This is a genomic window from Flavobacterium xizangense, from assembly GCF_054075145.1.
On sequence record NZ_JBSIPG010000013.1, the window covers coordinates 21,191 to 41,124 of the forward strand.

General features: G+C 32.9%; 20 protein-coding genes. 12 read left to right on the forward strand and 8 right to left on the reverse strand.

What is annotated here, in order from left to right; genetic code table 11:
- The first annotated feature begins 23 nt into the window (after positions 1 to 23).
- The 9 genes from ACWA1B_RS20070 to ACWA1B_RS20110 all read left to right on the forward strand — a co-directional run bounded on the left by ACWA1B_RS20070 (position 24) and on the right by ACWA1B_RS20110 (position 9,331).
- Positions 24 to 698 carry an SDR family NAD(P)-dependent oxidoreductase gene (locus tag ACWA1B_RS20070; protein WP_456910021.1) on the forward strand — a complete coding sequence of 225 codons (675 nt, stop codon included), beginning with the start codon at positions 24 to 26 and terminating at the stop codon, positions 696 to 698.
- 106 nt (positions 699 to 804) lie between these two features.
- Positions 805 to 1,101, forward strand: coding sequence for a putative quinol monooxygenase (locus ACWA1B_RS20075; RefSeq protein ID WP_456910023.1), 297 nt, complete (start codon positions 805 to 807; stop codon positions 1,099 to 1,101).
- A 77-nt stretch (positions 1,102 to 1,178) separates the two neighbouring features.
- A complete protein-coding gene (gldF, locus tag ACWA1B_RS20080) occupies positions 1,179 to 1,904 on the forward strand; it encodes a gliding motility-associated ABC transporter permease subunit GldF (protein WP_142452349.1) in 726 nt (241 codons plus the stop codon).
- Positions 1,904 to 3,589 carry a gliding motility-associated ABC transporter substrate-binding protein GldG gene (gene gldG, locus ACWA1B_RS20085; protein ID WP_456910026.1) on the forward strand — a complete coding sequence of 562 codons (1,686 nt, stop codon included), beginning with the start codon at positions 1,904 to 1,906 and terminating at the stop codon, positions 3,587 to 3,589. The genes gldF and gldG overlap by 1 nt, the downstream gene beginning before the upstream one ends.
- Positions 3,590 to 3,697: 108 nt before the next feature.
- Entirely contained in the window at positions 3,698 to 4,816 is a 1,119-nt protein-coding gene (dnaN, locus tag ACWA1B_RS20090) for a DNA polymerase III subunit beta (RefSeq protein ID WP_026730732.1), read from the forward strand.
- A gap of 371 nt (positions 4,817 to 5,187) precedes the next feature.
- On the forward strand, positions 5,188 to 5,817 hold the full coding sequence (locus ACWA1B_RS20095) for a DsbA family oxidoreductase (RefSeq protein ID WP_456910028.1): 630 nt from the start codon (positions 5,188 to 5,190) through the stop codon (positions 5,815 to 5,817).
- Between the two features lie 26 nt (positions 5,818 to 5,843).
- Positions 5,844 to 6,701: an AraC family transcriptional regulator gene (locus tag ACWA1B_RS20100; protein WP_456910188.1), complete on the forward strand. Its 858-nt coding sequence runs from the start codon at positions 5,844 to 5,846 to the stop codon at positions 6,699 to 6,701.
- A 77-nt stretch (positions 6,702 to 6,778) separates the two neighbouring features.
- Positions 6,779 to 8,122 carry an amidohydrolase gene (locus ACWA1B_RS20105; protein WP_456910030.1) on the forward strand — a complete coding sequence of 448 codons (1,344 nt, stop codon included), beginning with the start codon at positions 6,779 to 6,781 and terminating at the stop codon, positions 8,120 to 8,122.
- 225 nt (positions 8,123 to 8,347) lie between these two features.
- Complete coding sequence (locus tag ACWA1B_RS20110) at positions 8,348 to 9,331, forward strand: hypothetical protein (protein WP_456910032.1); 984 nt, start codon at positions 8,348 to 8,350, stop codon at positions 9,329 to 9,331.
- Positions 9,332 to 9,411: 80 nt separating this feature from the next.
- Here the strand turns inward: ACWA1B_RS20110 and ACWA1B_RS20115 are convergent, their stop codons facing one another.
- Positions 9,412 to 11,184: a MutS-related protein gene (locus ACWA1B_RS20115; protein WP_456910034.1), complete on the reverse strand. Its 1,773-nt coding sequence runs from the start codon at positions 11,182 to 11,184 to the stop codon at positions 9,412 to 9,414.
- A gap of 70 nt (positions 11,185 to 11,254) precedes the next feature.
- A complete protein-coding gene (locus ACWA1B_RS20120) occupies positions 11,255 to 12,091 on the reverse strand; it encodes a universal stress protein (protein WP_456910036.1) in 837 nt (278 codons plus the stop codon).
- A 184-nt stretch (positions 12,092 to 12,275) separates the two neighbouring features.
- Here ACWA1B_RS20120 and mnmE point away from each other — a divergent pair, with 184 nt between their 5' ends.
- The 3 genes from mnmE to ACWA1B_RS20135 all read left to right on the forward strand — a co-directional run bounded on the left by mnmE (position 12,276) and on the right by ACWA1B_RS20135 (position 15,610).
- The gene (gene mnmE, locus ACWA1B_RS20125) at positions 12,276 to 13,676 is read left to right on the forward strand and encodes a tRNA uridine-5-carboxymethylaminomethyl(34) synthesis GTPase MnmE (RefSeq protein WP_456910038.1); all 1,401 of its coding nucleotides are present in this window, start codon (positions 12,276 to 12,278) and stop codon (positions 13,674 to 13,676) included.
- A gap of 232 nt (positions 13,677 to 13,908) precedes the next feature.
- A complete protein-coding gene (locus tag ACWA1B_RS20130; RefSeq protein ID WP_456910040.1) occupies positions 13,909 to 14,481 on the forward strand; it encodes a helix-turn-helix domain-containing protein in 573 nt (190 codons plus the stop codon).
- Positions 14,468 to 15,610, forward strand: coding sequence for a tyrosine-type recombinase/integrase (locus ACWA1B_RS20135; protein ID WP_456910042.1), 1,143 nt, complete (start codon positions 14,468 to 14,470; stop codon positions 15,608 to 15,610). Before ACWA1B_RS20130 ends, ACWA1B_RS20135 begins: the two co-directional genes overlap by 14 nt.
- Positions 15,611 to 15,658: 48 nt before the next feature.
- Here the strand turns inward: ACWA1B_RS20135 and ACWA1B_RS20140 are convergent, their stop codons facing one another.
- Genes ACWA1B_RS20140 through ACWA1B_RS20165 form a run of 6 tightly spaced genes read right to left on the reverse strand, consistent with a single transcriptional unit; the run spans position 15,659 to position 19,934 of the window.
- Positions 15,659 to 16,000, reverse strand: a complete 342-nt coding sequence (locus tag ACWA1B_RS20140) for a helix-turn-helix domain-containing protein (RefSeq protein ID WP_456910044.1) — start codon at positions 15,998 to 16,000, stop codon at positions 15,659 to 15,661.
- Positions 16,001 to 16,019: 19 nt separating this feature from the next.
- Entirely contained in the window at positions 16,020 to 16,331 is a 312-nt protein-coding gene (locus ACWA1B_RS20145) for a hypothetical protein (protein WP_456910046.1), read from the reverse strand.
- A 5-nt stretch (positions 16,332 to 16,336) separates the two neighbouring features.
- Complete coding sequence (locus tag ACWA1B_RS20150; protein ID WP_456910048.1) at positions 16,337 to 17,473, reverse strand: hypothetical protein; 1,137 nt, start codon at positions 17,471 to 17,473, stop codon at positions 16,337 to 16,339.
- A gap of 38 nt (positions 17,474 to 17,511) precedes the next feature.
- Positions 17,512 to 18,351 carry a conjugative transposon protein TraN gene (gene traN / locus ACWA1B_RS20155; RefSeq protein WP_456910050.1) on the reverse strand — a complete coding sequence of 280 codons (840 nt, stop codon included), beginning with the start codon at positions 18,349 to 18,351 and terminating at the stop codon, positions 17,512 to 17,514.
- Positions 18,352 to 18,367: 16 nt separating this feature from the next.
- Complete coding sequence (gene traM, locus ACWA1B_RS20160; RefSeq protein WP_456910052.1) at positions 18,368 to 19,648, reverse strand: conjugative transposon protein TraM; 1,281 nt, start codon at positions 19,646 to 19,648, stop codon at positions 18,368 to 18,370.
- A complete protein-coding gene (locus ACWA1B_RS20165; RefSeq protein WP_456910054.1) occupies positions 19,623 to 19,934 on the reverse strand; it encodes a hypothetical protein in 312 nt (103 codons plus the stop codon). The genes traM and ACWA1B_RS20165 overlap by 26 nt, the downstream gene beginning before the upstream one ends.

The window sequence follows — 19,934 nt, forward strand, 5'->3', positions numbered from 1 at the left end:
TTTTATTACTGAATAAAGTAAATATGAAAAAAACTGTTTTAATTACAGGAGCAAGCAGAGGGATTGGTTTTGCATTAGCAAAATGTTTCTTAAACAACAATTACAATGTAATTGGAACAAGTACGACCGGAAAAATTGAAAATTTTAAACATACTGATTTTAAAATTTTAAAACTTGAATTATCCGACGAAAAAAGCATAAACGATGTTGCCCTTTTTTTAAAAGAAAATAACATTAAAATAAACATTTTAATAAACAATACAGGAATAGGTCCTGATCTAGATACTTTAAAGCCAGATATTGAAAGTTTTAAAAAGACTTTTGACGTCAATGTAACAGGTACAGTATTTTTTACCGAATTATTACAGCCTTACATTCATTTAGATGGAAAAATTATAAATATGTCTTCTAAAATGGGATCGATTGAGTCTTGTACATTAACCGATTCAGTTGCGTACAGAATGTCTAAAACAGCGTTGAATATGTATACCAAAATACTTAGTAACAGACTTATTAATAAACAAAGTGTGGCAGCTGTACATCCAGGATGGGTACAAACAAATATATCTCCTAATAGTAGTATAAATGGCAGACTTTTAGCCGATGATTCCGGATCAAGGATTTTTAATTTTATATTAAGTGATTTTGAAACTGGTATATTTTGGAATATTGAAACAGAATCTGAAATAGATTGGTAAAAAAACTTCCAAAAGAACAATCAATTTTGGTATTTTTGCGCACCTGTATAATTTTTAGATCTCAACAAATCTAAAATCTAAAAGCAGAAATCTAAAATTAAAAAACATGTTGGTCAGAATTGTAAAAATGAGTTTTCACGAAGAAAAAATTCCTGATTTTCTTGAGAATTTTGAATCGGTGAAAGATAAAATAAGAAATGCAGGCGGAAATCGTTTTTTAGAATTGTATCAGGACAAAAATGACAAATGTATTTTCTTTACCTATAGTTATTGGGAAACCGAAGAAGATTTAGAAAATTACAGAAAATCTGAATTATTTAATTCTGTTTGGGATTTTACAAAGAAATTATTCAATGCTAAGCCGGAAGCTTGGAGTGTGGATAAACTAGTAAGTTTAAATTAATACAAAAAAATTGGAACGATTTAACCGCAAGTAGAGAAACTTGAAACCTGAAACAATAAAAAACTTGAAACAAATATATGAAGTCTATAATTTTACGAGAAATAAAATCCTTTTTTGGTTCTCCAATTGGCTATTTGGTCATTGCTATATTCTTAATTAGCAACGGACTATTTTTATGGGTTTTTGAAGGAGATTACAATATCCTAAATTCCGGTTATGCCGATTTGACTCCATTTTTCACTTTAGCTCCTTGGATTTTAATTTTCCTGATTCCGGCTGTAACTATGAGAAGTTTCTCCGATGAAAGAAAACAAGGAACACTTGAATTGCTTTTAACCAAACCACTTTCTGTTTGGGAAATTGTAAACGGAAAATTTTTCGGGTCACTTTTGCTGATTATTTTAGCAATTATTCCAACATTCATTTATGTATTCGTAATTTCTAATTTAGGAAATCCGGAAGGAAATATCGATATGGGAAGCACGATTGGTTCTTATTTTGGATTATTATTTTTGATTGCTTCATATTCTGCAATCGGGATTTTCACTTCTACTCTATCCGAAAATCAGATTGTTGCTTTTATTATTGCAGTTTTTCTTTGCTTTATATTCTATTTTGGTTTTGAAGGTATTGCATCTTTAATTCCGGGAGAATCGACTCTGATTTCGGCTTTCGGAATGCAGGATCATTTTAAAAGTATGAGTCGAGGTGTTATAGATACTCGTGATGTAATTTACTTTTTAAGTATCAGCGTATTATTTTTATCTTTTACCGTTTATCAATTAAAATCTTTTAAAGCGTAATGAAAGTATCTAATAAATTAAATTTAAAGACATTAGGCATTACAATTTTTATTTTAATTGTTTTAAATGTTCTCGGAACTTTATTCTTCCATCGTTTTGATTTAACCAAAGACAAACGATATACTTTATCTGAAACTTCTTTAAATATTGTAAAACAGGTTAAAAACCCGCTTTCAATCAAAATTTACATGCAAGGCGAACTTCCTGCAGACTTTAGACGTTTACAACAGGAAACCAAACAATTGCTAGAAGAATTTCAGGCCTATAACAGCAATATTGTTTTTGAATTCGTAAACCCAATGGAAAACGAAGACGAAAGCATGGAAATCGTAAAATCGCTTTACCAAAAAGGACTTACGCCAGTAAACATTACAGTTGACGATAAAGGAAAGCAATCTCAGGCTATGGTTTTTCCTTGGGCAATTGCCGTTTACGACAATAAAGAAGTTAATATTCCATTGTTGAAAAACATCATGGGAGCTAATACTGAGCAAAAAGTAAAAGGATCGATTCAGCATTTAGAATACTCAATTGCTGATGCTATTAATAAAATTACAAAAGCCAAACAAAAGAAAGTTGCTTACATAAAAGGAAACGGAGAATTAAATGAAGTTCATGTTGCTAACTTACTACGTCAAATAAAAGAAAGCTATTATATAGGACCTTTCACATTAGATTCTGTTGCAAAAGATCCTAATGGAACTTTAAATGCTCTTAAAAAATATGACTTGGCTATTATCGCTAAACCGACACAAACTTTTTCTGATGAAGAAAAAGAGGTTTTGGATCAGTTTGTTATAAATGGCGGAAAAACAATTTGGTTAATTGACCAAGTTGCTGCTGATATGGACAGTTTATATAACCAATCTGGTGCGACTTTGGCTTACCCAAGAGATCTGAATCTGAATGACATGTTCTTTAAATACGGATTTAGAATTAATCCTGATTTAGTAAAAGACGAACAAGGAAGTCCGTTAAAATTGGCAACTGGAGAACAAGGAAGTGCAACACAGTATCAGAATTTTATCTGGAAATTTGCTCCAATCGTTATCCCAACAAGTCAACACCCAATCGTAAAAAATTTAGGAGGAGTCAAATTCGATTTTGCTAACCAAATCGACACTTTAAAAAACGGAATCAAAAAAACAGTTTTGCTTCAATCTTCTCAATATTCTAAAAAAATTGGAACACCAACAGAAATCAATTTGAATATTGTTACAGAAAAAACTTCTCCGCAAGATTATTTAAACAAAGGAAATCTTCCGCTTGCTGTTTTATTAGAAGGTTCTTTCCATTCAGCATTTCAAAATCGCGTTTTGCCGTTTAAAGAAAGTTCATTTCAGACACAAGGAAAACCAAATAAGATGATTGTGATTGCCGACGGAGATTTGACAAGAAATCAATTAGATAAAAACATGATGCCTGTAGAATTAGGCTACGACCAGCGCACTGGGAATTTATATGACAATAAAGATTTCATGATGAACTGCATCAATTATTTGCTGGACGATACCGGACTTATTAACATTAGGAGCAAAGATGTAGAACTGCCTTTATTGGACAAAGATAAAGTTTATGAAAATTATACGACAACACAATTCATAACTATCGGACTTCCAATTCTAATTTTATTGGTTTTCGGACTTGCTTTTACGTTCATTAGAAAAAGAAAATACAGCAAATAGATGTTAATAAAAAAATTGCGAAACTAAGATAGTTTACGATATATTTGTAATCCTTATCTTTAGTGTCCCAAATCCTAAAGAATACATCAAAAAAATAAAATATAACAGATGAAATTTATAGTATCGAGTTCGTACTTATTAAAACAATTACAAGTTTTAGGTAGTGTAATCAATAGTAACAACACGTTGCCTATTTTAGACAACTTTTTATTTGAACTAGACAATGATGCGTTGACAGTTTCGGCTTCAGATCTTGAAACTACTATGTCGGCTACATTATCAATCGATTCTAAAAGTAAAGGAAGTGTAGCTGTACCTGCAAAGCTTTTACTTGAAATTTTAAAAACGTTTCCAGAACAGCCTTTGACTTTTACAGTTGAAGACAACAATACCGTTGAAATTAGTTCTAACTCAGGAAAATATGCATTAGCATATGCTGCTGGAGAAGAATTCCCGAAATCTGTTAGTTTAGAAGATCCGTCTGTAACATTAGTTCCTGCTGATGTTTTGGCAACTGCTGTAAGCAAAACTATTTTTGCTGCCGGAAATGATGATTTACGTCCGGTAATGTCCGGAGTATTTTTCCAGTTTTCTCCGGAAGGATTAACTTTTGTTGCTACAGATGCTCACAAATTAGTAAAATATGCACGTACAGATGTAAAAGCATCCCAAGTTGCAGATTTTATTATGCCAAAGAAACCTTTAAATATCTTAAAAAGTATTTTAGGAAGTTCTGATGCTGAAGTAAAAATTGAATACAACGATTCAAATGCGACTTTCTCATTTGACAATTATATCTTAATGTGTCGTTTGATCGACGGAAAATACCCAAATTACGAAGCGGTAATTCCAAAAGAAAATCCAAACAAATTAATGATTGACCGTTCTTTATTTTTAAGTTCTGTTCGTCGTGTGGCAATTTTCTCAAACAAAACAACACACCAAATTCGTTTAAAAATCGCTGGAGCGGAATTAAATGTTTCTGCTGAAGATATTGATTACTCAAACAAAGCTGAAGAAAGATTGACTTGCGATTATCAAGGAGATGATCTTCAAATTGGTTTCAATTCAAGATTTTTAACAGAGATGCTTACTAACTTACAATCTGACATGATTATGTTAGAAATGTCATTGCCAAACAGGGCTGGAATCCTTACTCCTGTTGATGGTCTTGAAGAAGGCGAAACAGTAACAATGCTGGTAATGCCTGTAATGTTAAATAGTTAACATCAAAACTTCTTTTTGTTACAGGGATTTTTTTTAGTTTCGAATTAAAGACATATCATTGTAAAAAAAAATATCGCTATTAACCAACCATTTTTTATACCTAGAAACCGCAATTCTTTTTTTAAGATTTGCGGTTTTTTATTTGGGGTAGATTTTGTTTCAGGTTTCAGGTTTCAAGTTTAACCGCAAAGCACGCTAAGGTTTACGCAAAGTTCGCAAAGTTTTAGATAAAGCTTTGCGAACTTTGCATTTGTGAACACAATATTGAACAAAGAAAACTTTGCGTACTTTGCGGTTAAACTACACACAAGCCATTCAACTTGAAACCTGAAACTTCAAACCCGAAACAAATTTTTCTGTAACTTTGTAACATGAAAATAGAAATTTGGTCGGACATCATGTGTCCGTTTTGTTATATCGGGAAAAGACAATTGGAATCAGCTTTGGCAAAATTTCCAGAAAATGAATTTGAAATTGAATGGAAAAGCTTTCAGCTCGACCCAACTATTACGCCACAGTCCGGAAAAGACGTTTTCACGTTTTTAGCCGAGCGAAAAGGCATGTCGGTTGAACAATCTATCGAAATGCATCAAAGCGTCACAGAACGCGCAAAAAGCGTTGGTTTAGACTATCATTTTGAAAAAGCCATCGTTTCAAATTCCCTTGAAGCACATCGTATTATACATTTGGCTAAAACCAAAAATCTTGGCAATGAAATGGAAGAAATCTTTTTCAGAGCTTATTTCACCGAAGGCCGCGACTTAAATGATGGTCCAACTTTATTAGAACTTGGCGAAAAAGCTGGCTTGAATAAAGAGGAAATTCTGGAAGTTTTACAAAACGAACATTTATATCTACAAGATGTTCATCATGACATAAAAGAAGCGCAAGAAATTGGCGTACAGGGTGTTCCGTTTTTCGTTTTTGATAGAAAATATGCTATTTCTGGTGCTCAGCCTGTTGAAGCTTTTGTTAACACGATTAATGAAGTTCTGAAGTAATTTTAAAACTGTTTTGTTTCTTGTCAATGCCAATCAAAAAAGACCAAAATATTCCGCTTATTGGACTTCAGGAATTCAAAAAAGACCAAAGCAGATATAACGATCATCTCTTGTTTAATGAATTGCATGGAGAACGCCATATCCATAAACCACATCAGCATGATTTTTTTATTATTGTGCTTTTTGATCAGGCAAAAGGCGTTCATAATATTGACTTTATAAATTATAAAATCAGTAATCATCAAATTCATTTACTTTTTCCTGGACAAGTACACAAATGGAATATCGAACCAGAAACTACGGGTTACCAGCTAATGATTGGCAGGGATTTTTTTGAAAGCTTTTCTAGCAGTTTTAGATTTTCGTTTGCCCAATATCACAATCATCCCGTGATTGAACTTAGTCAGGAATCTTATAATCTTTTGCATTATGAATTTGATGCAATAAAGAATGAACTTGAAAATGAAGATTGCCTTCAGGAATTGATTAGTTCACGTACCGCCGTTATTGCTTCTATCATAAGTAAAGAAGCCGCAAAAGTATTTACAGATCATGATATTTATCAAACAGAACCTAGAATCGTAAAGTTCCAGGAGTTAATCGATAATTATTTCAAAAAAGAGAAATTGGTTTCCTTTTACGCTGCAAAACTTCATATTTCAGCCAATTATCTAAATATTCTCTGCAAGAAACATTTAAAAATTTCAGCGACGCAATTAATTCAGCAGCGAATTGTTCTTGAATCTAAGCGACATTTGAAAGCGACAACTCTTTCAATTAAAGAAATTGCCTTTGAATTAGGTTTTATAGATCATGCCTACTTTTCAAATTTCTTTAAAACTCAAACCGGAATCACACCCACTCTTTTCCGTGAGCAGTTATAAATCTTTCAAGCCTTGAGATAAATTTTCTATTCTTGATGTTTCTGTGAAGTTTATTTTTGTAAAACAAATTACTTCGTATGAAAAACTCCGATATTACCCGCAAAGATTTTTTAAGAAACTCCGTTTTGGGCGTTGCCGGACTTGCAGTTGGCTCAGGATTTATAAATTCTGCAAAAGCTTCTACAATATCTGAAACAGATTCAAATATAAATATTGCTTCAGATAAAAATTTTACTTTAAAAAATGTTAGATTAGAAACTGGTTTCGAATTCGAAGAAGGCGAAGTTGTCCGTACCAAAACAGAATTATTCTGCGTTGAAATCAGTGACGGAAAAATTAAATCGATTTCAGCAAATAAAACTAGTGCACAAGCTATTGATGCAAAAGGTTTTTTAATGCTTCCTGCTTTTCGCGATATGCATATTCATTTGGATAAAACATTTTATGATGACTGGCAGGCCGTAAAAAAGAGAACTGGCGGCGTAAAAGCAATGATTGCGCTAGAACAGCAAATTTTGCCAGAAATGCTAAAAAACTCCACTCAAAAAGCAGAGAAATTAATTGAGCTATTGCAATCTCACGGAACTTCATTTGCACGAAGCCATGTAAATATTGAACCAACTTCAAAATTACAGTCTTTAAAAAATCTGCAAAAAGCTTTAGAAAACAAAAAGAATACTTTTGGCGCTCAATTAGTTGCTTTTCCGCAACATGGCGTCTTTTATACCGATTCCGTTCCTTATTTGAAAGAAGCTGCGAAAATGGATATTGATTTCATTGGCGGACTTGATCCTTTTTCGATTGACGGAGCCATTGAAAAAACAATTGATTTTACAGTACAATTGGCTTTAGATCATAACAAAGGAATTGATATTCATTTGCATGAATCTGGAGAATCTGGAGTAAAAACAATCGAATATCTAATTGCGAAAGTAAACGAAAATACAAACTTACAAGGAAAGACTTTTTTAAGCCATTGTTTTGCTCTCGGAAAATTGGAAAAAGCCAAACAAGAAGAAATGGCAGAAAAATTAAGCGCAGCTCAAATTGGCATTGTTTCAACGATTCCTTTTGGAAGTTTAGTAATGCCAATTCCAACTTTAATGAAAGCCGGCGTAAATGTAATGACCGGAAACGACAGTATTATTGATCATTGGAATACATTTGGAACAGGAAGTGTTTTGCAAAAAGCCAATCTTGCCGCACAATTATACGGTCAAGCAACCGAATTTGGTTTATCACGAATGCTGAAACTAGCGACTTCTGGCCCAATTCCTTTAGATGACAAAGGAAATCAGCAATGGCCAAAAACTGGAGACAAAGCAGATTTGGTATTCTTAAAAGCCAGTTGTTCAGCGGAAGCTGTTTCGAGAATGTCACCTGCAAAAATGCTTATTCACAACGGAAATATTGTTTATTAAATTGTTTATTTCAAATTATAAAATAAAGCCACAACTAGTTAATTATTTAAAATCCTGATTCATTAATAATCGGGATTTTTTTTTGCAAAAAAGTCTTAATTGGCAACGAACATTTTTTTACATATTCAACTGATTTACAATTATTTAAAAACAGGTAATTATACTCTATTGTAAGATTATACATTATATTAGCTTTACAAGATCAATATAAACAACCACAAAACAATGGAAAAAAATCAAGATTCATGCATCCCAAACGGATGGATTGGCGGGTTCCCTCCTGCAAATTCTCCTATGAGATACCCTACCCGCGATTTATCCTCTTTGCCAATGTTAGGCAATATGGACAATATTAATTTTCTTCAGCGACAGCTTGGGGTAAAATGGCCAGAATTTAGCTGGGAAACTTTAAAAGGCTTTCCAGATCCTAAAAGATGTTATCAGCAGTTTGCACCATACATTTCCCGAGTGGGATATACTGATGAAGGAAGAGTTTATTCTGTTATTTGTCCGCAACAAGGAATTTGGTTAAAAGATGAAATTTGCCTGAATGTCGAAGTAACGGTTACCGGACAAAGAGGTTGGGTAGATGAAAATACCAAAGAACTAGCCTTAGATATGACCGTTGAAGGTAAAATTTGGTTTACACCAAGTGAACATCAAGGTGACAAAATAAAAGAAATTTGGCCTTTATTACGATACAGTCTTCCAAAATTCCCGTTAGATAAAGAAAACGCTATTCGTGTAACCACTTACGATCCAGGAAATCCTAACCAACCTATTTTTCCAGTAAACAAAGGGATTTCGCCTAAGTTCAAAAATCCAGCATTTGCACTTCACGAAGCAAAATCTTATACAACAGGATATATAGCGGTAGAAATTGGAGACATTAAAAAAACAAAAGATTCAATTGTTGATGGCTTCAATGAATTAATCATGAAAGCTTTTAACCTCGCTTCTGGTAATATGCTTCAGCCTGGAAATGTATTATCCTGGAATTTATGGTTTGTTGAACCAGCCTTGGTAAATACCGAAGAATGGAAAAATCATGCCGAATACTGGCGAAAATCAATTGATGCACATCATGGATCTCCAACTGGCGAAGGAACTCACGCCCGATACTTTGACGGAACATTGTTTAATGCCGAAGAAAGCGAAATAGACAAAATAATACAAGAGATTATTGACTATATAAAATCTCATTTGTAAAATCAGAAAATGGCTGAAGAATTATTTCTTCAGCCATTTTTTTTATAATTAAACTTCAGTATCTAAAAAATAGCCTGGCTTTAAATAACTCCCATTTTCTGCATTAGGAAAGTCGCACTTTTATTTTTGCAAATTCCGTTTCTCAATTTGTAATCAAAATGCAATTCATTGTTTTGGATTTCGACTTCAAAGCATTGGTTTTTTAAAATATTTGGAAATTCGTTAGTCGTCAAACAAACTTCAATATCATGCGTTGCAATTGCACCTATTGCATTTTTCTCAATGATTTTTTTAACCACTTCAATCGTTCCGTTTCGTTTGTCATCAGAATTGGTTCCTCTTAAAATTTCATCCAATAAAACAAAAGCCGGACGTTCTTCCAGCGCTTCCATAATTTGCTTTAAACGTTTAATTTCTGCAAAAAAGTACGATTCACTATCTGCCAAAGAATCTGATAATCGCATTGAAACTAAAACTGGAAGTGGATGAATATTAGCTTCTGAAGCACAAACAACTGAACCAATTCCGCTTAAAACCATATTGACACCCAAACTTCTCAAAAAAGTACTTTTTCCAGACATATTAGATCCTGTTAAAATCACAAACGATTCTGGATAGAAACAAGTATCATTCCCTACTCTGCTATTTGGATTTAATAATGGATGGCTTAAGTTTTTAAATTCAATTTTATATTCCGAGTTAATTTCTGGAAATACAAAATCAGGGTTATTATAAGCTAGATTTGCTAAACTATTCAAAGCTTCAAATTCGCCAATAATAGCAATCCAATTTTCAAGTTCATGCGAATAATCTTCTTTCCATTTTAAAAGTGCTTTCAAAACATGAAGATTAAACAAAAAAGTTCCATTAAAAACAGTCGCTGTAACAAAATTATTAATGGTGTCCATTCTTGAAAACAATTCAGACAATTGTTTTAAATGTACACTAGACGGAATATTTTTAGAAATCAGTTGTTGCTGTAATTCGGTTAATTTCTTAGACTCAAATTTTTCCGATTCAATTTTTTCAACCAATAAGCCATATTGCTTAATTATTTTATCAACATTATCCGCTTGTGCAATTTCTGATTTGATTCGCTTTATTGACTGCCCTAAAACAATCATATTAGCAATAAAAACATAGGTCAAATATGATAATAAAATTGTTTTTGAAGTAACAAAATAGGCAAGTAGTACTCCAAAAAATATAGCAGGCATTGCATAAGACATTAAAACTAAAGCTTTAGGCAATGAATTATTTTTAAATGAACTCCAATAGATTATAGAGTCGTACGAATATTTACTGTCAGAACTGACAGTTGCCAATGCTAGAAAATCCTGGCGCCAGTCGATCTTAGTTTTAAGTTCATAAACAGCTTTTTGATTTTCTAAAATAATCTCATTTGGAAGAAGATGTAGCAATTGATTTGCCAATGTCTTTTTTCCGATAAATGTCGCAGTTCTATTTAAATTTTGAAATAAAGAATGATCGCCAAAAATATCAAGATCGTAAGCATATGGATGATGAAAATCATTGAATTCTATTCCGTTTTCAAAAGGTGTTTTTTCTCTTTTTAAATACGAAATCTCATTTTCGTTGATTTTCAAAAGTGCCGTTGTGAGTTGTTTTTGAAAAGATAATTTAGTGTGGATTTTCATTAAAAAAATAAAACCAACAAAAGATAAAAAAGCTACTACGACATACAGCAAACCATTGGTTTTGATGTAATAAAACAACATAAACAAACAAAGAAAAACTGTTAACAGACGTAAAATACTGATGCTGTTGTATCTTTTATTGATTTTATTATAAATATTGGAAAAGTGTGTGACTTTATTATGATATACTTCCATTTTTAAATTTTATTGAAGTACAAATATAGATTTTACACTTACAAAACTGCTATTAAAATTATTTATCTTTTTATTCCTTTTCATGCATAACCAAAACTGGTACAGAAACTTCTTTGGTAATTTTTTTAGAAAAGCTTGATTCAAAAATGCTTTCAAAAAAAGATCTTTTATGAGTTATAGTAGTCAGAATATCAATGTCTTTGTATAAAATAAAATCAAGAATAGTTTCTTTGACTTCATCGCTTGGTAAAACCAAAAACTCAACATTATCGTTTGCAAACTCTTGTTCCCATTCTTTAATTGTCATATCGGAAACATCAGAATTTGAAGTTTTTACATATAAGCTTTTTACTTTTGCATCTGTTTTCTTTGCAATTTTTAGTATTCGACGAAGGACAGCCTTATCTTTTTCACGATATCGCGTTGTAAAGCCAATAATTTTCACTTTTTTATATCTCGCATCAATAGGAACGCATAAAACGGGTACTTTGACCTCGGATATAACTGAATTTGTATTGGATCCTGTGAAAAATTTTGTCCAGTCAGAAGCTCCAGTAGTTCCCATTATCACAAAATCAATATCGTCTTCTTCGACAGCGTTTTTTAAATTGAAAATCAAATCACCATCCATTAAACGATGTTTAATTACAATATCCTCTAATTTCCTTTCTGCGGCAATCGCTCTAAGTTTTGGAATTTCATCTTTAAACATCTCAAATTTAGCTAATTCTATTGAGCTGTAAATCGAGGCATAATTCTCAGGAAAAAACTGACTGTCATACACCGGAATCTCAAAAGTATGAAGTAAAACAAGCTCGGCGTTGACAATTTTTGCAAATTCTAACGCATGAACAAACGCATTTGTCGCTGCTTCAGAAAAATCTGTGGGAAATAATATCTTTTTCATTTTGTTTAGAATTAGTGTATTGTTTTCTCAAATTTAATCATTCTAAAAACAAAACAACCTGATAATTATCAGTATTTTAACACTTAATAATTTCTTAAAAATCAAATTTTTAGAAGTTTAAAATTGTATATTCTACCAGTAAAGCAACATTTAAAATTTGGAGCATTTTTTATACCTTTGCATCATGATAAATCAAGATTCTATAGTTGCATTAGCTACTCCGTCTGGAGCTGGAGCTATTGCTATCATTCGTATTTCAGGTGCTGAAGCGATCACAATCGGAAATTCTGTTTTTAAATCGATAAAAAATAAAGATTTAACCAAACAGAAAACACATACCCTGCACTTAGGCCATATTGTTGATAATGAAAAAACGCTTGATGAAGTCTTGGTTTCAATTTTTAAAGGGCCAAATTCATACACAGGAGAAAATACTATTGAGATTTCGTGCCACGGATCAACTTATATTCAGCAGCAAATTATTCAGTTATTATTGAGAAAAGGATGCCGAATGGCTGATGCCGGCGAATTTACATTACGTGCTTTTTTAAACGGAAAACTTGATTTATCTCAGGCAGAAGCGGTTGCTGATTTGATTTCATCTGACAACGAAGCTTCACATCAAATTGCAATGCAACAAATGCGAGGCGGTTTCAGTAATGAAATTGCCAAACTTCGCGAAGAACTTTTAAATTTTGCTTCTTTAATCGAATTAGAATTAGATTTTGCTGAAGAAGATGTTGAATTTGCCGACAGAACTCAATTTCACGAATTATTAAACCGAATTGAATTTGTTTTAAAACGTTTAATTGACTCATTTGCTGTTGGAAATGTAATAAAAAATGGAATTCCGGTAGCCATTGTTGGCGAACCAAATGTTGGAAAATCGACTTTATTGAATGCTTTATTGAATGAAGAACGCGCCATCGTTTCGGACATTGCCGGAACTACACGCGACACAATTGAAGATGAATTGGTAATTGGTGGCGTTGGTTTCAGATTTATTGATACTGCTGGAATTCGCGAAACTAAAGATATTGTAGAAAGTATTGGAATCAAAAAAACTTTCGAAAAAATAGATCAGGCACAAGTTGTGATTTATTTGTTTGATGGTTTGAAATTTAAAACTTCAAGTTCTGAGTTTGTTTCGGAGATTGAACAAATCAAAAATAAATATCCGTTAAAACCACTTTTGATTGTTGTTAATAAAAAAGATATATTATCTACTGATGAAGTTTCAAATATTACATCTAAGCTTGAAAATTTGAATGCAAAACTTTTATTGATTTCTGCCAAAGAAAAAATTGGTGTTGATGAATTGAAGAATGAATTACTTTCATTTGTTAATACTGGAGCTCTTCGGAATAATGAAACAATTGTAACGAATACAAGGCATTATGATTCTTTATTGAAAGCTTTAGATGAAATACAAAAAGTGAAGTTTGGTCTTGAAACAAATCTTTCAAGTGACTTAATGGCACTGGATATCCGTGAAGCTTTATATCAATTCGGGCTTATCACTGGTCAGGTTACGAATGATGAATTACTGGGTAATATTTTTGCTAATTTCTGTATCGGCAAATAGAGAAACAAAATAACACAAAATAAAAACAAACAAACGAGTTAAAGTATTTATAAACAATATTTTAACTCGTTTTTTAATTGCTTTTATTTTTGGATATTAAGCGATGTTTTGATTAAATTTGTACCTTCTTTGTACCTCGAAAAACTGAGATGCAAGAAATATTTTTTTTTGGCCAAATTATGGCACATAGAGACACACATAGTCACAGTGGGACACTTAAAGTCACATATCTATGAGTTCAAAAATTGAGATTACCAGAATCTGTGAATTCTGTAAAAATGAGTTTACAGCCCGCACAACAAAGACACTTTACTGTTCGCTTAAATGCAGCTCCAGAGCCTATAAAGCAAGGACTCGGCAGTCTAAAATTGACCAAAGCAATAAACAGACGCAAACGGCCAAAAAACCAAATCTGGAAGTAATTAAGACAAGAGATTTCATCGATGTTAATATGGCCAGTAATTTGCTCGGTATCAGCAAAAGGACAATTTACAGGCTGATCCAGCGGGGTGAACTTGATATTGCAAAATTCGGATCCCGGACCGTTATCCGAAGATGTGATCTGGACAGCTTTTTTTCTATTCCTTTACAGGAAGCCATGCTCCGCCCTGTTCAGGAATTTCCGGGGCTGGACAAATGTTATACCATAACGCAGATTCAGCAGAAATTCGGAATCTCGCCAGTAGGATTATATAAGCTGATACAGCGTCATGGAATAACTAAGTATTCCGTTGGAAAATTCAATTACGTAGCAAAAAAAGATATTGATATTATATTTAATGTGAGAGATAATGAAAAAGACTAATGTAACACTCAGAAAGAAAGTATTGTCTGATGGCAGAATTTCGCTTTATCTGGATTTCTATCCGCCAATACTAGATACTGAAACAAATAAGCAAACAAGACGTGAATTTTTAAAGCTGTATCTTTTTCAAAAGCCTAAAACCCAGATTCAAAAAATTTCAAATATAGAAAGCCTGCATACAGCAGAACTTATTCAAATTCGAAGACAGAATGAAATGCGCAAATATGATGTGTATAGTGAGTTTGAAAAAGAACAACTGGAAATTCAGAGGATTGGACGTGGCTCATTTTTAGAGTATTTTAAAAATTTGGCAGATAAAAAAGAGGGAAATAATTATCAGATTTGGTACACAGCAATTATTCATTTTGAAAATTTTCTTTCAGGGCGCGACGTTACTTTTAAAGATATAACAGTGACACTAATTGAAGATTACAAAGAATATTTATTAAAGGCCAAAAATAGAAGAGATACCGGAAATAGCTTAGCAAGAAACACAGCTCTCTCCTATTACAATAAACTAAAAACTACGCTCAAAAGAGCTTATAAAGAAGGTAAGCTTCGGACTGATATAAACGCTGGGATAGATTCCATCAAAGAGCAGGAGTCACAGCGAAATTTTCTTACTTTAAATGAAGCTAAGAAATTATTTGCAACTCCGTGTTCTAAGGATATCGTTTTCAGAATTTCAATGTTTTCGACCCTTACAGGAATTAGATATTCAGATATAGCTAAATTAACGTGGTCAGAAGTTCAATATAGAGAAGATGATGGACATTATATCAGGTTTAAACAAAAGAAAACTGAAGGCTTGCAGACTATGCCGATATCAGATGAGGCCTATGAAATCCTCGGTGAGAGAAAAAATGATAACGACAAAGTCTTTACTGATCTAAAAAAGTGGGATGTGGATAGAGTTTTACCCGTTTGGGTTGGTAAGGCCGGAATTACAAAACACATAACTTTTCATTGTTTTCGTCATACCTATGCTACATTGCAAATTTTCTCCGGAACAGATATTTTTACCGTTTCAAAAATGCTTGGTCATAAAAGTGTGAAAACTACGCAGATTTATACCAAAATAATCGATGATAAGAAAAGAGAAGCATCACTTAGAATAAGCTTAAAATAAAATTGCTTTAATCAAAAAAGACATCACTATTTGTGATGTCTTTTTTATCTATTTGAAATATTTTTTCGAACTAAATTTTAGCTCCGCTTCATGCTCAATTTCAGAAATAATCTTAATACGCCCAGATTTTATCCAATTTAATAACTCTGAGCGATAAAAATAAAGACGTTTTCCCTGTTTATTAGCTGGAATCTCATTTTTACAAACTTTAGTGTAAATGGTAGCCACAGACAATTTTAACAATATTGCTGCTTCTGAAATAGTAAGTAATTCATCATTAGCTGCTACCGTATTTAATTTATTTTCTTGTAAAAGTTTTTCAATGCTGTCAATTCTAGTGAGTAACTCACCAATAATATCTGGTAAATCTTCAAATTTATATGGTTTCATAGCGTGCATTAATTATATTTCATGATAGTTCAATATTACGCAGTTCAAAGTCAAAAAAATAGATCCTGCTGCCTCTGTTTTTTTTAAAAGAAGGCTCATAGCGCAGGTAGCCGTATTCATGCAGTTCATGCATGCATTTATGATAGGTGTATTTAGAAGATATCTTGGCAATAGGTGCCAGCTCATGCCTGAAGATTTCAATAGGATTGATAAAACCCTTAAGGGAACGGCAGCGTAGCAGTGCCACATAAATGGCAATATGGGTGCTGCTGATCCGATAATCCTTTTCAATCACCGAAAAGAAATCTGATAAGGGTTTTACACTTTCCATCAGTTCTAAATAGACTGCGATTTTACCTTTCTTTTTTTAACTTCTTTCTGTCCCCCGCCTTCGGGCTCGCCATCAAGATCTTTCTGCTGTTCTTTAGACTCTTTTTTATCCAGGGCATTCTCCTTTTTCTGTTCCTTGCTTTCGCGGTGATTAATTCGCTGGAGATTAACATCATAAACATTTAATGTTTTGAATTGAGGATTGGCCTCTACATATTGTTTGCTTTCTACTCCTGCAACAACAAAAGTCACCGACTGCAGATTTCCTTTTTTCAGCGAATTCAAAAGATCCTCTTTATATTTCGGCGTATCCAGCTCTTTAATAGCGTGTTTTGAAAGACTGGCTTCCAGATCATAGCCATAATTCTGATGATAATGATTTAATTTGAAATTTCCATTTTCATCGGCCTGTTTGAAGTCGAATTTTAACCAGCAATTATAGACTTCACCCTCTTTATTTTTGAGGTCTTTGTTGATACTTCGGCCTTCCATTAAATTATAAGCCTCCTTAAGGGTAATGTTGCTGTCCTTGTTAATGTAAAAGGTTTGTTCCAATCCTTCTTTTGAATCTTCTTTTTTCAGATTTGCATGATAGGAATTAAAAAAGTACATATCACTCTGGTCCGACTTCTTAAAATTCAATTCGACAGACATTGCATCCTTTCCGTATATAACACTGTGGAGAATTTTAAATTCTTTTTCTCCCTTAAGCATCATTTCCTTTAAATCCTGATCAAAAGTTTCACCAAATCCTTTATATTTCAACTGGTCTTTTAAGTATTCTAAATTTTTCTGATTCATAATATTTATATTTAAGTTATTTTCTAAAATTTCTTTCCTTTCCCTTTCCAATCTGGCAAAAGAAGTAAGATCAAATGCCTCGTTGCATAAAGTATCAATTCCGCTTTGAATAAGTAGGTTCAAGTTACTTATCAGCGAATCTGTTGAAATACTCTTAAAATAATCCACGTCTGTAGTCATCTCAAAACAGTATTCCATAGCTTCCATTGGGGTTCTAAAAAACTCAATTGTAGTTTTATCAGATATTTGATCTACAGGAAAAGCTGCGTAGTTGTATCCACTATTTGTCATTTCTTCAGCAAGTACCAACAGAATTTCAACATCACTGATATTTATTATCATACTATATTTTTTAAACTTTAAAAAGTATTACTGCTAAATCAAGGAATTGGAAATACTTGGTCGATCATATTTTTTTTTATGTTAATTTCTAAATGTCGTCCACCGTTTTTTTCAATCAGTTGAACAGTCAAATACTTATTATCAGAAATAGTAAATTTAGGAAAGGCATATACGGCACTTATTTCAGATTCATCGGAAACTGAATTGATATTTGGTGTTGACAACAATGGTATAATTTCAATTTCCTGAGATGCGGTACGTTTTGATTTCTTCTGGTCACGTATAAAGAATCGCAACTGACTTATATCATAATTGATTTTTGAATTATTTTCCAATATTACCCTGAAGTACATTACATCCTGATGAATGAATATTCCGCTGACCTGAAGTTTTATATCGAACCTTTCCGATCTCAGTCCGCTTAACTTATTTTTTTTTGTTAATGCCAGCTCAGAAAACTCCTTGATTCTTTTCTGGTTTTCACTGTCTTCTGAAAACAGAATTTCTCTGTTAATGGCAATTGAATTATCTGCCGTTAGGTTTAAATCAGGACACTGGTCGTTATAATTCAGAATAAAAACATAAAGTTTTCCATCGGATGTAACTATAGTGAGATTGGTCTGGACAAAATTCTTCTGCCGAGCTTTTATGAGCAGGATATTCTCTGCTCCTTTTGCTTTTTGTGTCAAAATATCCTGACTGCCTCTGTCGATGCTTTTGATTGAATATGGGAAAACGATACTTGTCGTTTTAGAATAACCAATCTGCAGATTTTTAAACTGGTTTTCATTTAAACCAATTTCAATATTTAGCTGGGCATAACCTGAGAATGCAGTCAGGATAAAACAAACCAATAACAACCAATTATTATTTTTCATTATTTCTGTTTTTTAATTAATTTGAATTTTTCTGTTTTTCATCATAAAGCAATACCTGATATCCGGCCTTCACAACAACTTTGATGAGTTTTACTTTCTTGCTCATAAGGCTTTTTGCTGCCTCAATTCCCATACCGGCAGCCTGTGCTCCCCATGAATCTTCAAGTCCTGATAATCCCAAAGTCTGAATGGACCGATCTGCTGAAGCTTTTGCAACGTCCCTGTTTATAGCCCCTGGAATATAGATTCCGTCAATTCCATCGAGATCATATACAGCCAGTTCTACAGGATAAATTGAATTCCTAAACTGAATATTGCTGATCTTCACTTCTAATCTTTCTCCTTTCAGCGATGCTGTGCCAAACAAAAAACTGTTTTTCGGTATCACTGCTCCCTGAATCATAATATCATTGCTGAGACGAAGCTTTATAATAGATCCGTTTACAATGGTCTGGGTTTCGTGTACAACAGCCCCAATCGCATTTTGCTGTTCATTTGGAAACTCATTACTATCATCAGAATAAAATGAATTACCTTGTCTGACAGCTGAATTTTGATCAAGCGCGTTAACATATTCATCTTCTTTCTTTCGCTCAACTTCATATATTTTTCCTTTCCTATTCTCTGTTGACTGTTTTAATCTTTCCTGTACCCTTGATGGATGCTGGATATCAAGTATATTCTCCAACATACCTCCGAGTTGTTTCAGCTCGGGATCAGGCTCGTCAGACTGCCCCATTGAGGACATCATCTTTTCTAATTTTTCTATATCTTTTGAGTTATCATTATACGAACCATAATTTTCAAACTCACTCATATCCTGACCGTCATTGTTAGCAGCAGGAGGCTGACTAATAGCTCTTTGAAGTAATTTTAGTTTTTCATAAACTTTTTGCTCATTAGGATTTTTAAACGGATCCGAATTAAGCGCAGTTTTGCCTTTTCTGTTATTTTGCGGTATAAAATCTTCATTACCAAAATCCTCCAAAGAATCTCCTGTATCTACCAAAGTGGGGTAATTTGGATCTTTTTTGATCTGTTCCTGAAGCTTTATAGAATCTATAGCGGCCTGATCATAATAACTCATTTTGTCTAGAGCCGAATCTTCCTTGAATTTGGGAATAGGAAGATCAAAATTAAATCCTTTCCTTGCTTCATTTTCAGCGGTCATTGCTTCCATTCTGCCGCCTCCTAAGGTGTAAAACAAAAACGTTAAAAATGGAAGTGTTATAATTGGGAGAACCAAAAGCAGTTTACGTCTCTTTTGTTCTTTAAGGGATAGTGTTTTTTGTTCCATGGTCTTCTACTTTTAAGTTGATAGTATTAATTTTTGAAAAATGATTTTTTGATGATTTGATTGTCTTTATTTCGGAGTTCAAATCAATCTTTGAGAATGTCTTATAAATATTGAATACGAAAAAACCTGTAGTCAACACAACAAATAAAATCAGCAGATAAATAAGTGTTCTTTTAGAAAGTCCTGTAGTGACGCTCTTCATTTTCTTTGCCCATTTATCCTGAGCTGACAGATAATATTTATTGTAAACAAATGGAGTTTCTCGTTTTGTGAATAGCGATCTCAT

Coding starts and splice junctions, on each gene's coding strand:
- ACWA1B_RS20070 (WP_456910021.1), top strand. CDS start 24: ATGAAAAAAACTGTTTTAATTACAGGAGCAAGCAGAGGGATTGGTTTT.
- ACWA1B_RS20075 (WP_456910023.1), top strand. CDS start 805: ATGTTGGTCAGAATTGTAAAAATGAGTTTTCACGAAGAAAAAATTCCT.
- gldF (WP_142452349.1), top strand. CDS start 1,179: ATGAAGTCTATAATTTTACGAGAAATAAAATCCTTTTTTGGTTCTCCA.
- gldG (WP_456910026.1), top strand. CDS start 1,904: ATGAAAGTATCTAATAAATTAAATTTAAAGACATTAGGCATTACAATT.
- dnaN (WP_026730732.1), top strand. CDS start 3,698: ATGAAATTTATAGTATCGAGTTCGTACTTATTAAAACAATTACAAGTT.
- ACWA1B_RS20095 (WP_456910028.1), top strand. CDS start 5,188: ATGAAAATAGAAATTTGGTCGGACATCATGTGTCCGTTTTGTTATATC.
- ACWA1B_RS20100 (WP_456910188.1), top strand. CDS start 5,844: ATGCCAATCAAAAAAGACCAAAATATTCCGCTTATTGGACTTCAGGAA.
- ACWA1B_RS20105 (WP_456910030.1), top strand. CDS start 6,779: ATGAAAAACTCCGATATTACCCGCAAAGATTTTTTAAGAAACTCCGTT.
- ACWA1B_RS20110 (WP_456910032.1), top strand. CDS start 8,348: ATGGAAAAAAATCAAGATTCATGCATCCCAAACGGATGGATTGGCGGG.
- ACWA1B_RS20115 (WP_456910034.1), bottom strand. CDS start 11,184: ATGGAAGTATATCATAATAAAGTCACACACTTTTCCAATATTTATAAT.
- ACWA1B_RS20120 (WP_456910036.1), bottom strand. CDS start 12,091: ATGAAAAAGATATTATTTCCCACAGATTTTTCTGAAGCAGCGACAAAT.
- mnmE (WP_456910038.1), top strand. CDS start 12,276: ATGATAAATCAAGATTCTATAGTTGCATTAGCTACTCCGTCTGGAGCT.
- ACWA1B_RS20130 (WP_456910040.1), top strand. CDS start 13,909: ATGAGTTCAAAAATTGAGATTACCAGAATCTGTGAATTCTGTAAAAAT.
- ACWA1B_RS20135 (WP_456910042.1), top strand. CDS start 14,468: ATGAAAAAGACTAATGTAACACTCAGAAAGAAAGTATTGTCTGATGGC.
- ACWA1B_RS20140 (WP_456910044.1), bottom strand. CDS start 16,000: ATGAAACCATATAAATTTGAAGATTTACCAGATATTATTGGTGAGTTA.
- ACWA1B_RS20145 (WP_456910046.1), bottom strand. CDS start 16,331: ATGGAAAGTGTAAAACCCTTATCAGATTTCTTTTCGGTGATTGAAAAG.
- ACWA1B_RS20150 (WP_456910048.1), bottom strand. CDS start 17,473: ATGATAATAAATATCAGTGATGTTGAAATTCTGTTGGTACTTGCTGAA.
- traN (WP_456910050.1), bottom strand. CDS start 18,351: ATGAAAAATAATAATTGGTTGTTATTGGTTTGTTTTATCCTGACTGCA.
- traM (WP_456910052.1), bottom strand. CDS start 19,648: ATGGAACAAAAAACACTATCCCTTAAAGAACAAAAGAGACGTAAACTG.
- ACWA1B_RS20165 (WP_456910054.1), bottom strand. CDS start 19,934: ATGAGATCGCTATTCACAAAACGAGAAACTCCATTTGTTTACAATAAA.